The sequence below is a fragment of the Thermohalobaculum xanthum genome (assembly GCF_016623495.1).
Lineage (GTDB): Bacteria > Pseudomonadota > Alphaproteobacteria > Rhodobacterales > Rhodobacteraceae > Thermohalobaculum > Thermohalobaculum xanthum.
Window position 1 is genome coordinate 459,770 of record NZ_JAEHHL010000002.1, and the last position, 14,166, is coordinate 473,935.

Genomic DNA, 14,166 nt, shown 5'->3' on the forward strand with positions numbered 1-14,166 from the left:
GGCGATGCAGGGGCCGGTGTGCATGATCCTTAACGGCCAGAGGGTCGACGTCGCGGACGTTCCGCCGACCACGACGCTGCTCGCTTGGCTGCGCGAGAGGCGTGGCCTCACGGGCACCAAGGAAGGCTGTTCGGAGGGAGACTGCGGCGCATGCACGGTCGGACTTCGCGAGCTCGGGCCCGATGGGAAACTCGTGACCATGCCCGCCTGCGCCTGCATCCTGCCGCTGCCCATGCTGCATGGCCGCGAGATCGTCACGGTCGAGCGCCTCGCCGCGCCGGACGGCCGGCTGCACCCGGTGCAGCAGGCGATGGCGGAAGGTCACGGCTCGCAATGCGGCTTCTGCACCCCGGGTTTCGTCATGAGCATGTGGTGCGCCTACCGCAGCGAGCCGCGGCCATCGCCTGAGCGCGCCGATGCCTTGCTCGCCGGCAATCTTTGCCGCTGCACGGGCTATGGCCCGATCGTGGCAGCGGCCAGCGCCGCCCATGACCTGCCGCGCCCGGAATGGGACGATGACGACGCTGCTGCGGCCCCGACCCGTCTCGCCACCCTGCCTACGACCGCGCTCGACTACGAGGCCGATGGCCGGCGCTTCATCGCGCCCGTCACCCTGGACGAACTTGCGGATGCCGCCGCTCGCAATCCCGACGCCACGATCCTCTCGGGCGCGACGGATGTCGGGCTCTGGATCACCAAGCGCCACTTCGCCCCCGCGACGATCATCTGGACGGGCCGCGTTGCCGGACTGCGCGAACTGAAGGAGGACGACGGAACGCTGACGATCGGCGCAGCCGTCACCTATCGCGAGGCCGCCGCGCGGCTCGCCGCCCACTGGCCGGATTTCGGAAAGCTCGTCGCACGCATTGCCGGGGCGCAGATTCGCGCGCTAGGCACTGTTGGCGGCAATATCGCGAACGGCTCGCCAATCGGCGACATGCCGCCCGCGCTGATCGCGCTTGGTGCCCGGCTGCAGCTGCGCCACGGCGACAAACGGCGCGAGATCACGCTCGACGACTTCTTCCTCGATTATGGCCGCCAGGACCGCGCCCCGGGCGAGATCGTCACCGCGGTGACCGCGCCCCTGCCGGGTAAAGGGCTGCACCTTGGCTGTCACAAGGTCTCGAAGCGCTTCGATCAGGATATCACCTCGGTGCTTGGCTGCTTCGCACTCACGCTCGAGGATGGCCATGTCCGGCAGGCGCGGCTCGCCTATGGCGGCATGGCCGGCGTGCCCAAGCGGGCCCGGGCAGCCGAGCAGGCGCTGATCGGCCAACCATACACGCGCGAACAGGTCGACGCCGCGGCTGCGGCGCTCTCGGACGACTTCGCCCCTCTCACCGACATGCGCGCAAGCGCCCGCTACCGGATGCAGGTCGCGCAAAATCTCCTGCTCCGCGACTATCTCGAGCGCACGACGCCCGGCGTCGAGACTCGGCTCGCGCCCGCGACGGAGGGCGTGTGATGGACGCCCCTGATCACGCCCCTCCGGTGCGCGACGGCGTTCACGTGCCGCGGCGGCACGACTCGGCGGAAAAGCATGTCGCGGGCCGCGCGATCTATGCCGACGATGCGCCGGAGCCGCCGGGCCTTCTGCACGGGGCTTTCGGGCTGGCCACGATCGCGCACGGCCGCATCACCGCGCTCGATCTTGATCCAGTGCGCGCAGCACCCGGCGTCGTCGCGGTTCTGAGTGCTGACGATGTGCCAGGCGAGAACGACACCGGCCCCGTCGCGCGGGACGAGGTGTTCCTTGCGGCCTCCGAGGCCGCGCAATCGGGCGACGTGCATTTTCATGGCCAGCCCCTGTTCCTCGTGGCTGCCGAGTCGCGCGAAGCCGCGCGCCGCGCTGCGCGTCTTGCCCAGGTCTCCTACGCCGAGGAGCCGGCGGTTCTGTCAATCGCGCAGGCCATGGAGGCCGGCTCACGCTTCGGCACGCCATACCGCATGGCCCGCCCCGATGCAGAAGGCCGCGACGCGCCGCAGGCGATCGAGGGCGCGCCAATGCGCCTCTCGGGGCGCGTCGAGATTGGCGGGCAGGAGCATTTCTACCTCGAGGGCCAGGTCGCCATGGCGCTGCCGGGCGAGGACGGGGACCTGCACATTCTCAGCTCGAACCAGCACCCTTCGGAATGCCAGCTAATCGTTGCGCATCTTCTGGGCCTGTCGGCCCATGCCGTGACCGTCGAGGTGCGCCGGATGGGCGGCGGCTTCGGCGGCAAGGAGACGCAAGGCAACCAGACCGCGGCAGCGGCCGCCCTGATCGCGCACTGTACTGGCAGGCCTGCCAAGCTCCGGCTCGACCGCGACGACGACATCGTCACCACCGGCAAGCGCCACGACTTCGTGATCGACTGGGAGGCTGGCTTCGACGCGACGGGCCGGATCCACGGCATCTGCGTCACCCAGATGGCGCGCTGTGGCTGGTCGCTCGACCTTTCGAACGCGATCTGCGACCGGGCGATGTTCCATGCCGACAACTGCTATTACCTGCCAGCGGTCGAGATCGTCTCGCACCGGCTGCGCACCAACACCGTGTCCAACACCGCCTTCCGCGGCTTTGGCGGGCCGCAGGGAATGGTGGGCATCGAGCGCGCCATGGACGAGATCGCCTTCGCTCTGGGCCTCGACCCGCTGGCGGTGCGCCGCGCCAACTTCTACGACCCTCCTGACGCCGGCGGAGGGCGCAGCACGACGCCCTATCACATGGAGGTCGAGGACTGCGTGATCGCCGAGATCGTCGATGATCTTGCCGCCCGCACCGGCTACGAGGCCCGCCGGGGCGAGATCCGCGCCGCCAATGCATCGAGCCCCGTGATCAAGCGCGGGATCGCCCTCACTCCCGTCAAGTTCGGCATTTCCTTCACCACCAGCTTCCTCAACCAGGCCGGCGCGCTTGTGCATATCTACCGCGACGGATCGGTCATGCTGAACCACGGCGGGACCGAGATGGGCCAAGGCCTCTTCATCAAGGTCGCCCAGGTCGCGGCATCCGAACTGGGCCTCGATCTCGACCGGGTGAAGATCACCGCGACGCGGACCGACAAGGTGCCGAACACATCGGCCACCGCCGCCTCCTCGGGCTCGGACATGAACGGGATGGCCGTGCGCGACGCCTGCGCCAAGCTCAAGGCGCGGCTTCGCGGTTTCGCCGCGCGTCACTGGAAGGTGGCCGAAGCCGAGGTCGAGTTTCTCGCGAACCGCGTCCGGGTCGGGCGCAAGACCATTGCCTGGGAGGCGCTCATCGAGGCCGCCTATCTCGCGCGCGTCTCGCTCTCGGCGACCGGCTTCTATGCCACCCCCAAGATCCACTGGGACCGCGACGCCGCGCGCGGACGCCCCTTCTACTACTTCGCCTATGGCGCCGCCGTGACCGAGGCCGCGATCGACACCCTGACCGGCGAGAGCCGCATTCTTCGGGTCGATATCCTTCACGATGTCGGCCGTTCGCTGAACCCAGCGGTCGATCTCGGCCAGATCGAGGGTGGCTTCGTCCAGGGGACGGGCTGGCTCACCTCCGAGGAGCTGTGGTGGGACGACACTGGACGCCTGCGCACGCATGCGCCCTCGACCTACAAGATCCCTGCCTGCTCCGATCGCCCGCGCGTGCTCAACATGGCGCTGTGGGAGAAGGGGATGAACCGCGAACTGACCATCCGTCGCTCGAAGGCCGTGGGCGAGCCGCCGTTGATGCTGGCGATCTCGGCCCTGCACGCCCTTTCCGACGCGGTCGCAGCCGCCGGTGACTACCGCCGCTACCCGGGACTGGAGGCACCCGCCACGCCCGAACGCATCCTCGCCGCGGTCGAGAGGGTGCGCGATGGCTGACGCTTTCCGTATGGCGGCCGCCGCGGCATTGCGGGCCGAGCACGATGGCGTGCTGGTCCTGGTGGTCGACGCGCGGGGCTCGACGCCGCGCGACGCAGGCACATGCCTGCTCGTCGCCGCCGACCGGATTGTCGGGACGATCGGCGGCGGCGCAGCCGAGCACCGCGCGACCGCCGCGGCACGCGAGCTCTTGCACCAACCACCGGGCGCGCGGGCCGAGATGGTGCTCTCGCTCGGCCCCGCCCTTGACCAATGCTGTGGCGGCAGCCTCTCGCTCGCACTCCTGCGGGTCGACGAGGCGGATGCCGGCCGGCTAGACTCCGCTGCCCGCTTTGGTTTCTGGCCGGGAGGGCCCGAGCTTCCCGAACCCGTCCCCCCGCGACAGGCGCTGATCTATGGAGCGGGTCATGTCGGTCGCGCGCTCGTCGCGGCTCTTGCGCCCCTGCCATTCCGCCTCGTCTGGGTCGAGAGCCGGCCGGGCGTGCTTCCCGACATCCCGCCTTCGGGCGTCGAAAAACGCCTCACGCCTTTGCCCGAAGCCGAGGCGACGGGCGCCGAGCCCGGCGCCTTCCATATTGTGCTCACGCATTCCCATGCCATCGACCTCGAGATCGTCGAGGCCGTCCTGCGGCGCGGCGATTTCGGCCATCTGGGCCTGATCGGATCGGCCACGAAGCGCGCGACCTTCACTCGACGTCTCACCGAGCGCGGTCTGCATCCAGCGACGATCGGCAGACTGGTCTGCCCGATCGGCCTTCCGGGCCTCTCGGACAAGCGACCGGAAGTCATCGCAGCCTCGGTCGCGGCCGATCTGCTGCTGCGCGAACGAGCCGCCAGTCTTGGCCTCGCGAGGGGTGCATGACCCGGATCCTGCGCGGCCCACTCCTGCGCTTTCGTGCCGACCCGTTCACGTCCGGGGCCGAGGCCGCCCTCGGCTGGCACGAGGACGGCGCCGTCGCCGTCGCCGGCGAGCGGATCATCACGGTCGGCGACGCTCCGGACGTCATCTCGGCCCACCCGGGGGCCGAGGTGGCCTCGACCGGCGGCCGCCTGATCGCACCGGGCTTCGTCGATTGCCACCTGCACTACCCGCAGACGCGCATCGTCGCGTCATGGGGCGCGCAGCTGCTCGACTGGCTCAACACCTACACCTTCCCCGAGGAAGCGCGTTTCGCCGACGCCGAATATGCTGCGGAAGTGGCGCGCGAGTTCTTCGATCTCACGCTGGCCAACGGCATCACCACGACGTGCAGCTACTGCACCACCCACCCGACCTCGTCGGACGCCTATTTCACCGAGGCCCAGGCGCGCCGCCTGCGCGTGGCCGGGGGGCGCACCATGATGGACCGCAACGCACCGCCCGACCTCTGCGACACCGCGCAGCGTGCGTATGACGAATCGAAGGCGCTGATCGCCCGGTGGCACGGTCGAGCGCGCGCCACCTACGCGATCACCCCGCGCTTCGTGCCGACCTCGACCCCCGCGCAACTGGAAGCGGCGGGCGCGCTATGGGCCGAGCATCCCGACTGCCCGATGCAGACGCATCTGAGCGAAAACCCTTCCGAGATCGGTCTGGTAAAGCAGCTCTTCCCCGACGAGCCGGACTATTTCGGCGTCTACCAGCGCTTCGGGCTCACGGGGCCGGGTTCGATCTTCGGTCACGCGATCCACCTCACCCCCCGCGAACGCGCCGCCCTTGCCGAGACGGGCGCCGCGGTCGCGCATTGCCCAACCTCGAACCAGTTCCTCGGCTCGGGCGAATGCGACGTCGCGGGGCTCAAGGCGTCCGGCGTTCCCATCGGGCTTGCGACCGATGTCGGCGGAGGGTCGTCGTTCTCGATGTTCGACACGATGAAGGCGGCTTACGAGACCGGTCAGCGCAGGGGTGTGGCGCTTTCCCCGGTTCACCTTTGGTGGCTTGCGACCGAGGGGTCCGCGCGCGTCCTGCGCATAGAACAGGAGGTCGGAAACCTCGAGGCGGGTCGCGAGGCGGATCTCGTGCTGATCGATCTCGCCGCCACGCCGATCCTCGCCGCCAGGACTGCGCGCGCGCAGACAGCGGCCGAGATCATGTTCGCCCTGATCGTTCTGGCCGACGAGCGCGCCGTCTCCGAGGTCTGGTCCGGCGGGCGCATGGTCCATGCCCGGGGCGCTGTCAGATAATCGACGCGCACTGTCGGAAACCGCGCCGACCGGACCACGAGCCCGCGCCAGCATGTTCGCGGTTCAGCCCATTGCGCCGAGGCCAAGATGACCGATATTCCCCGGATCCCCACCCGCTCGCTGGTCGCCGCCACATCGAACGCCGACTGGCAGGCCACGGTGTCGGCCGTGACCGCGGCCGCGACCGGCTCGGGTTTCATGACGCTCACCGATGTTCCCGAGGCTCTCGACCTTGGCGCCGACATCCACGGCCGGCTGCTTCGGTTCTTCACCCTGTCCGAAGCCGCGAGGCTTCCACTTGCGCGTCAGAAGTTCGTGCCCGGAAATCCCAATGTCTACCGGGGCGTGTTCCCCGTGCAGAAGGGCGAGACCACCTTCAAGGAGGGGATCGATATCGGCCCCGACCTCGTTGATCCCGCCCGGGCCGGGGACGGTGCTGACCCGCTGACCGAGCCCACGCCGCTGCCACCGGAAGAACTCCTCCCCGGCTGGCGCGACGACGCCGTCGCCTATTACCGGGCGATGGAGCGCCTGGGCCGCGCCCTCTCGCGAGCCCTGAGCGCGGGGCTTGGCGCCCCGCCCGATGCGCTCGAGCCGCTGTTCCTGCGGGGCATCTCGACCCTCAGGCTGATCCGATATCCCGAACGAACGCCTGACACCCTGCCCGCAGACCTTGCAACAGTGACCGTCGCGGGCGAGCAGCGCCTGGTCGTCGGCGCCCCTCATTGCGACAGCGGCTTCGTCACGCTGCTCTGGCAGGACCCAACCGGTGGCCTTCAGGCCCGCGCATCAAGCGGTGCTTGGGTCGATGTCCCGCCGGTTGCAGGCGGGCTCGCGGTCAATTTCGGCCGGATGCTGTCGAACTGGTCCGGCGGGCGGATCCGGGCGACCGAGCATCGCGTGCTGGGGGGCCTGCGCGAGCGATGCTCGATCCCCTTCTTCTTCGAGCCCGCGGTCGACGCCCGGATCGTCCCGCTCGACGAGGCGGCCGAGTCCTTCGTCTATGGCGACAAGCTTTGGGAGTGGACGACCAAGTTCGTCGAGTTCCGGGGCGTCACCCGCCACCACGCGGCTTGAGGCTCAGCCGTCCTTGAGCATCCGATCCAGCGCCGCGCGCTCCTCGTCGGTCAGTGGCGCCTCGGCGCTGCGCGCCTGCTCGGGCGTGCGGCGGCGCAGGTAGATCAACGCTGCTGCACCACCCAGGATCAGCAGCACCGGGCCGGCAAGCCAGATCACGAGGTTGAAGCCGCCGAAGGTCGGTCTCAGGAGGACGAACTCGCCATAGCGGTCGACGAGGTACTGCCTCACTTCGGCGTCGCTGTCGCCCGCGACGACCCGCTCGCGCACGAGGATGCGCAAGTCGCGCGCAAGTCCGGCATTCGAGTCGTCGATCGATTCGTTCTGGCAGACGAGGCAGCGGATCTCCTTCGAGATCTCGCGCGCCCGGGCTTCGAGCTTCGGGTCCGCCAGCATCTCGTCCGGCTGGACCGCCTGCGCGGGAAACGCGGCCATCGCCGCGATCAGTGCAAGCACGAAACGCATCGTCGTCACTCCGCAGGCAGCGCCGGCGCAGCCGGGCGCGCCTTGGCGGCTGCACCCACGCGATAGCGCCTGTCGCTCAGGCTCACCATGCCGCCCACGCCCATGATCAGTGCGCCCAGCCAGATCCACACTGCCAGCGGCTTGACGTAGGCGCGCACCGCCCAGGCGTCACCTTCGGTCTGCTTGTCACCCAGCACCACATAGACATCGCGAAGCAGGTTCGAGTCGATCGCCGCCTCGGTCGTGGGCATCCTCTGGACCGGATAGAAGCGCTTCTCGGCACAAAGCTGCGCGACCTCGCGCCCACCGCGGCGCAGGCTGAAGCGCCCGAGATCGGTGGTGAAGTTGCGCCCCTCGCCGCCCTTCAGCACGCTCTCCTGACCCGCGCCGCAATTCGCCACCTCGAAGGGCGCACCCAGCGGCAGCGCCGTCACGCCCTCGAACACGATCTCGTAGCCGCCAATGTCGATCACGTCGCCGGGCCGGGCAAGGCGGATGTCCTCCTGCTCCCAGGCCGTGATCGCCGCGATGCCGCAGACCGTGACCGCGAGCCCCGAATGGGCGATCCACTTGCCCCATTCGGCGCGCGGCAGGCGCGAAAGCCGGCGGAAGCCGCCAAGGCCCGTGCGCGGCCATCCGGCGCGGTCGATCAGCTCGACAATCGAGCCCAGCACCATCCAGGCGCCGAGCGCCAGCCCCACCGGCGCCAGCAGCGCGTCGCCCGACTGCAGCCCCCAGATGATGCCGCCCAGCGCCAGGGACAGCGCCGCCGCCCACCACAGGCGCGAGACCACCCGCCCGAAATCGGCCCGCTTCCATGCCATGATCGAGCCCAGCGGGAGCGCGACGAAAAGCATGACCATGAATGGCGTGAAGGCGAGATCGAAGAACGGCGCGCCCACCGAGATCTTGGCCCCGTCGACGAACTCGCGCACCAGCGGCGCCAGCGTGCCGGCGAAGACCACGGCCGCCGCGACCGCCAGCATCAGGTTGTTGTAGATCAGCGCGCCCTCGCGGCTGAACGGGCGAAACATGCCGTCAGCCTTCATGGAAGGCGCACGCCATGCGAAGAGCGTGAGCGAGCCCACGGTCGCGACGGCCAGGATGGCAAGAATGAACACGCCACGGTCGGGGTCGGTCGCGAAGGCATGGACCGAGGTCAACACGCCCGAGCGAACGATGAAGGTGCCGACCAGCGACAGAGAGAAGGCGATGATCGCCAGCAGGATGGTCCAGGTCTTCAGCGCCGACCGCTTCTCGACCACGATGGCCGAATGCAGCAGTGCGGCTGCGATCAGCCATGGCATGAAGGACGCATTCTCGACCGGGTCCCAGAACCACCAGCCGCCCCAGCCAAGCTCGTAATACGCCCAGTAGGAACCAAGGGCGATGCCCAGCGTCAGCGCGATCCAGGCCGCCAGCGTCCACGGCCGGACCCAGCGCGCCCATGCCGCGTCGACCCGCCCCTCGATCAGCGCCGCGATCGCGAACGAGAAGGACATCGAGAGCCCGACATAGCCAAGATAGAGGAAGGGCGGATGGAAGGCGAGGCCCGGATCCTGCAGCAGGGGATTAAGATCATTGCCGTCGAGCGGCGGCGGCACCAGCCGCTCGAACGGGTTCGAGGTGAACAGGATGAAGGCCAGGAACGCCGCGCCGATCATCGCCTGCACGCTCAATGCCCGCGCCTTCAGGCCGAGCGGAAGATCGCGTCCGAACGCCGCCACCATCGCGCCGAACAGCGTGAGGATCAGCACCCAGAGCAGCATCGAGCCCTCGTGGTTCCCCCAGGTGCCCGAGATCTTGTAGAGCATCGGCTTGAGCGAGTGGGAGTTCGTCGCCACCAGCCGGACCGAGAAGTCCGACACCACGAAGGCATGCGTCAGTGCCGCGAACGCGATCCCCGTCAGCAAGAACTGCATCATGGCCGCGGGAGCGGCGGTGCGCATCCAGTCGCTCCACCCCCGCGCCGCGCCAAACAGCGGAATGGTCATCTGGAAAAGCGCCACCGCGAAGGCGAGCGTCAACGCGAAGTGTCCGATCTCGACGATCATCTGGCAGTCCTGTCGGCAAAGGCTTGGTCACATTATAGGAGCCCCATCCGGCCGACGACAGAGGGGCAGAGAGTCACATTCCCGCGCATCGGCAGATCTGCCCGGGCATTGACTTCCGCAGACCCCGATCCACCAGCATGAGGTGCGGCCCTGGCCCGCAAACCGGCCCTGCTGGGCTCACCGGTTTCATCCCGACGTGCCGTCAAGAAAGGCTTCGCAGCACCGCGCGCAGCGCCTCGGGGTCGGCGGGCGCCAGCTCGCCGTCGATCTCTTCATGTGTCGCGCGCCAGACCGGCATCGCCGCTGCCAGCGCCGCACGTCCCTGCGGAGTCAGCCGAAGACGCCGGCTGCGCCGGTCGTTCTCGTCCGGCTCGATCTGCAACATGCCGCGCCGTTCCAGCGGTTTGAGCGCGGCAGTCAGGGTCGTACGATCCATCGCCAGCACCGCCGCCACCTCCTTCATCCGGGGCGGGGCGGGCCGGTTGAGCGACATCAGCAGCGAGAACTGGCCATTCGTCAGACCGAAGGGCCGCAGCACGTCGTCAAACCGCCGCGCGATCGCCCGGGCAGCGCGCTGCAGGTGCAGGCAGAGACACCTGTCGCGCACTTCGATCGTGACGCTGAACGGCAGTTCCTCATCCATTCCACGCAACCCCGCAGCCACCCTCATCCGAGATATGTTGACATCAACTCATTGGTCAAGGACGATCCCACCCTGCGACGGTGAGTCGCCCTTTCAGCGGCGGCGTCAATTTCAGGAGTCATTCACCATGCCCCACCCCGTCCGATTGCTCGCGGGTACACGCAAGGGTCTCTTTATTCTCGACGGCAACGATGGCGACTGGACGATATCGGGTCCCTTTTGCGAGGCATGGCCGATCAATCACGCCATCTTCGATCCCGCGAGCGGCGCGATCCACGCGGCGGGCGGCAATGAATGGTTCGGGCCGGCGGTCTGGACGTCCCGAGACGGCGGCAAGACCTGGAGCCATTCGAGTGCGGGCCTCGCTCATCCCGAGGGTGAGGAGCCGGTGAAATCCGCCTGGAGCCTCGCCGCGGGCGACGGGGTGCTCTATGCCGGCGTACAGCCCGCCGGACTGTTCCGAAGCACCGATGGCGGCGAGAGCTGGACACCGCTCGACGCGCTGCGCATGCATCCCTCGCGCGAGCGCTGGATGCCCGGAGGTGCCGGTCTGATCCTGCACCACATTCTGGTGGATCCGAGTGACGCGCGCCGCCTCTGGGTCGGGATCTCAGCCGCCGGGGTGTTTGCCAGCGAGGATGGCGGCGAGAGCTGGGAGCCCCGCAACCGCGGCACCCGCAGCGACTTCATGCCCGAGGACCAGCGCTACCCGGAAGTCGGCCAGTGCGTCCACTCGCTCGTCATGGCGGCGGGCGGTAACGGACGGCTCTATCAGCAGAACCACTGCGGCATGTATCGCAGCGACGACCGCGGCCGCAGCTGGGCCAGCATCGAGAAAGGCCTGCCCTCGACCTTCGGCTTTCCCGCGGCCGCGCATCCACGATGCCCCGACACTCTCTACCTGTTTCCGCTGAACGGCGACTCGGCGGGCCGCTTCGCGCCCGAGGGGCGGGTCGCGGTCTGGCGCACGCGCGATGCGGGCGCAAGCTGGACGGACCTGCGCGACGGGCTGCCGCAGAAGGACGCTTTCCTGACCGTGCTGCGGCAGGGCATGGCGGCCGATACGCACGATCCTGTGGGCATCTACTTCGGCACGACCTCGGGCGAGATCTACGCGAGTCGCGACGAGGGCGACAGCTGGCAGCGCATCGCCGAGCACCTGCCGCTGATTTCCTCGCTCGATGTGGCCCGGGCCGGGGCTGCGTGATGCAGCCCCCCGCCCCGGTCGTCAGGGTCTACCTGCCGCAGGCGCTGATGCTGCTCTTCCCCGATGCGCCGTCGGCGCTCAATCTTGGCGCGGCGAGCGTGGACGAGGCGCTCGACGCGCTCGACCGGCGCTGGCCCGGCATGCGCGAACGGCTCGCCGATACGCGCCCGGCGATCCGCAAGCACATCAACATCTTTATCGATGGCGAGCGCGCGACGCTGGCCACGCGGCTGGAGGCTGGGGACGAGGTCCACATCCTCACGGCGATCAGCGGTGGCTGAGCCAGCGCGCTCAGAGATGCGCGGTCCCCTCGAACAGCACGACGCCGGTGCCGCCGACCTTGACGCCGTCAATCGCGTCCGGCGGCCCCAGGACTTCGACCCGGGCGCTGCCCGGACGCTCCATCAGGTGGCCCTGCTCGGCCGTGAATCGCGGCGCGCGGATCATCCCGTGCCGCCACAGATAGGCGGCCATGCATCCCGTGGCCGAGCCGGTGAACGGATCCTCGGCCGGCTCGGGCGGGGTCAGCATCAGGCGTGCTGCCGTATCGCCGGCCGATGTGAAGCCCCGCGTCACGCAGAGGAACGGCTCCCAGAAATCGACCTCGGGCCGCACCGATTCCAGCGCAGGAATGTCGAGCCGCGCCCGCTCGAGCGCATCGAGGTCCCTTAGCACCGTCACGCAGAAATTCGGTCCGCCGGTCGAGACGGTCTGCGGCATTCCCACCACGTCGTCCGGCGCGAGCCCGAAGAGCGGCGCGATCGCCTCGGGCGCATGGCTGTTGCCGAAGACAGGGGCGTACTGCGTCATCGTGAAAGCCGGCAGCACGCCGCGGCGATCGACCTCGATCTGCACGACCCCTGCCCCGACTTCCAGCGTGAACGCCTCGCGCGCGCCGATCAGTCCGGCGCGATCGAGCGCGACGCAGGTCGCGATGGTGGGATGACCTGCCATCTTGATCTCTCGGCTGGCAAGGTAGTAGCGCGCGCCGAAATCGGCCTTGTCCGACGCCACCACGAAGCTGCATTCCGACAGCCGCGTCTCGCGTGTGAAGGCTAGGCGTGTGGCCTCGTCGAGGTCGTCGGCGCCGAACATGACGGCGCAGGGGTTGCCGCCCATCGGGCGGTCGGTGAAGGCATCGACCCAATAGGTCTGGCGGGCTGTCATCGCCTGAACTCCGCGATCTGGAACATCGGATGCGCAAGATTGCGCCGCCACCATGTCACGGCAAGCGATGATTTATGGGGCCAATCATCACGTTTCCGAATGCCTGCGTTCAGCTTCCGCCCGTCCCGGTGGCCGCCGGCTCGCCGTCCTGCCAGTGGCCCTGCTCCTTCAGCGCGTCGGCCACCTCCTTCGGCATGTAATTCTCGTCGTGCTTGGCCAGCACCTCGACGGCCTCGAAGCGTCCGTTGCGCAGGTACCCCTCGGCGACCACGCCCTGCCCCTCGCGGAACAGATCGGGCAGCACGCCCGTAAATGCGACCGTCAGTGTGCCGTTGCCATCCGTCACGTCAAAGCTCACCGTCTCGCCCTGGCCGCGCTGGATGCTGTCCGCAACCACCAGCCCGCCAACGCGGAGCAACTGATCCGGGCGTCGCGCCTCGGCCATCAGCTCGGTCGGCGAGAAGAAGAAGACGATGGTGTCGCGGAACGCGAAGGACACGAGCCCGGCTGCGGCCGCCAGCAGCACCGCTCCGAAGATCAGCATCTGCATGCGCCGTGTCTTCCGCGTGGCCATGATCACTCCTCCGGATCGGGTTGCTTGAGGCGCGCCGCGTTGACCACCGCGTTCACCTCCGCTCCGAGAATAAGGGCTACACCGGTAATGTAGAAGAAGAGCAGCGTCACAACGACGCCCCCCATCGTGCCGTAGGTCACCGCGAAGTTGGGCGCGATGGCAAGGTATTGCGAGAAGGCCTCGCCGGACAGGATCATCACGATCACCGTCGCCGCAATGCCCGGCCAGAGCCGCATGCCCCGCATCCGCCGCGACGGCAGAACCCGGTGGACCTTCCACAGGAAGGCCGCGAGCACCCCCGCCGAGATTGCATAGCGCACCACGTCGGCAGCAAAGGGGATCTGGACCCCCATCTCGCGGTCGAGCAGCCGGAAGGCGAGAGGTGCGAAGACGATCAGGACGCCGAGCAGGATGAAGGTGACGAAGCCGGCCAGAACGATGCCGATCGCGAAGATCCGGTTGAGCGTGAAATGCCGCCTGATATCGCCTTCATAGGCACGGTCGAGGGCAATCCGCACCGCCTCGACACCGTTCGAAGCAGCCCAGATCGTGCCCAGTGCCGCAACCGTCAGGATGCCGCTGCGTCGCTGGCCGATCACCTCCAAGACAACAGGCTTCAGCGTCAGCGCCACGTGCTCGGGCAGCGCCCGGAACATCGCATCGAGTGCTGCCGTCGTTTCCTCGGGGCCGACCACGAAGCCGGCAAGTGCGGTGGCGAAGATCAGGAAGGGCATCAGGGACAGCATGCCTGAATAGGCGATGTGACCGGCCAGGACACCACCCTCGTGATTGACATAGCGCTGGACGACGGCCGCGACGAACCGCGCGGCCTCGACCACTGGCGCAAGCATGCGCCTCACGCCAGGACCCTCTTGGGCGCACCGCAAACGTGGCCCCGGGCCACGACTGCCGTCTCAGGAGCGCTCATTGTGACCCCCCATCGATACGCGGATGTCGCGCCATCCCTATGATCTGTCTACGGGAATCG

General features: G+C 68.5%; 13 protein-coding genes. 7 read left to right on the top strand and 6 right to left on the bottom strand.

All coding sequences use genetic code 11. From position 1 onward, the window contains the following. Positions 1 to 4 precede the first annotated feature (4 nt). From xdhA to H0I76_RS07170, 5 genes are all read left to right on the top strand, one after another. A complete protein-coding gene (xdhA, locus tag H0I76_RS07150) occupies positions 5 to 1,465 on the top strand; it encodes a xanthine dehydrogenase small subunit (protein WP_234455157.1) in 1,461 nt (486 codons plus the stop codon). Beyond that, entirely contained in the window at positions 1,465 to 3,828 is a 2,364-nt protein-coding gene (gene xdhB, locus H0I76_RS07155; RefSeq protein ID WP_200608719.1) for a xanthine dehydrogenase molybdopterin binding subunit, read from the top strand. Before xdhA ends, xdhB begins: the two co-directional genes overlap by 1 nt. Beyond that, a complete protein-coding gene (gene xdhC, locus H0I76_RS07160; RefSeq protein ID WP_234455158.1) occupies positions 3,821 to 4,690 on the top strand; it encodes a xanthine dehydrogenase accessory protein XdhC in 870 nt (289 codons plus the stop codon). The genes xdhB and xdhC overlap by 8 nt, the downstream gene beginning before the upstream one ends. Then, the gene (guaD, locus tag H0I76_RS07165; RefSeq protein ID WP_200608721.1) at positions 4,687 to 5,991 is read left to right on the top strand and encodes a guanine deaminase; all 1,305 of its coding nucleotides are present in this window, start codon (positions 4,687 to 4,689) and stop codon (positions 5,989 to 5,991) included. Before xdhC ends, guaD begins: the two co-directional genes overlap by 4 nt. An 87-nt stretch (positions 5,992 to 6,078) precedes the next feature. After that, positions 6,079 to 7,068 (top strand): isopenicillin N synthase family oxygenase, encoded by a 990-nt coding sequence (locus tag H0I76_RS07170; RefSeq protein ID WP_200608723.1) that lies wholly within the window; start codon positions 6,079 to 6,081, stop codon positions 7,066 to 7,068. 3 nt (positions 7,069 to 7,071) lie between these two features. Here H0I76_RS07170 and H0I76_RS07175 read toward each other — a convergent pair whose 3' ends face one another. From H0I76_RS07175 to H0I76_RS07185, 3 genes are all read right to left on the bottom strand, one after another. Further along, positions 7,072 to 7,533, bottom strand: coding sequence for a cytochrome c-type biogenesis protein (locus H0I76_RS07175; RefSeq protein WP_200608725.1), 462 nt, complete (start codon positions 7,531 to 7,533; stop codon positions 7,072 to 7,074). Positions 7,534 to 7,538: 5 nt separating this feature from the next. After that, positions 7,539 to 9,587 carry a heme lyase CcmF/NrfE family subunit gene (locus H0I76_RS07180; RefSeq protein ID WP_200608727.1) on the bottom strand — a complete coding sequence of 683 codons (2,049 nt, stop codon included), beginning with the start codon at positions 9,585 to 9,587 and terminating at the stop codon, positions 7,539 to 7,541. A gap of 202 nt (positions 9,588 to 9,789) precedes the next feature. Beyond that, positions 9,790 to 10,230: a MarR family winged helix-turn-helix transcriptional regulator gene (locus H0I76_RS07185; RefSeq protein ID WP_200608729.1), complete on the bottom strand. Its 441-nt coding sequence runs from the start codon at positions 10,228 to 10,230 to the stop codon at positions 9,790 to 9,792. A gap of 127 nt (positions 10,231 to 10,357) precedes the next feature. On the opposite strand from H0I76_RS07185, the gene H0I76_RS07190 reads away from it, so the two are divergent. Further along, positions 10,358 to 11,437 (top strand): WD40/YVTN/BNR-like repeat-containing protein, encoded by a 1,080-nt coding sequence (locus H0I76_RS07190; RefSeq protein ID WP_200608731.1) that lies wholly within the window; start codon positions 10,358 to 10,360, stop codon positions 11,435 to 11,437. Then, entirely contained in the window at positions 11,437 to 11,718 is a 282-nt protein-coding gene (locus tag H0I76_RS07195; protein WP_200608734.1) for a MoaD/ThiS family protein, read from the top strand. The genes H0I76_RS07190 and H0I76_RS07195 overlap by 1 nt, the downstream gene beginning before the upstream one ends. Positions 11,719 to 11,728: 10 nt before the next feature. On the opposite strand, the gene H0I76_RS07200 is transcribed toward H0I76_RS07195, so the two are convergent. The 3 genes from H0I76_RS07200 to H0I76_RS07210 form a co-directional block, all read right to left on the bottom strand. Further along, positions 11,729 to 12,604, bottom strand: a complete 876-nt coding sequence (locus tag H0I76_RS07200; RefSeq protein ID WP_200608736.1) for a PhzF family phenazine biosynthesis protein — start codon at positions 12,602 to 12,604, stop codon at positions 11,729 to 11,731. Positions 12,605 to 12,713: 109 nt separating this feature from the next. Continuing rightward, positions 12,714 to 13,178, bottom strand: coding sequence for a cytochrome c maturation protein CcmE (gene ccmE / locus H0I76_RS07205; protein ID WP_234455159.1), 465 nt, complete (start codon positions 13,176 to 13,178; stop codon positions 12,714 to 12,716). A 2-nt stretch (positions 13,179 to 13,180) separates the two neighbouring features. Beyond that, entirely contained in the window at positions 13,181 to 14,029 is an 849-nt protein-coding gene (locus tag H0I76_RS07210; RefSeq protein WP_234455184.1) for a YihY/virulence factor BrkB family protein, read from the bottom strand. Between the last annotated feature and the right edge of the window lie 137 nt (positions 14,030 to 14,166).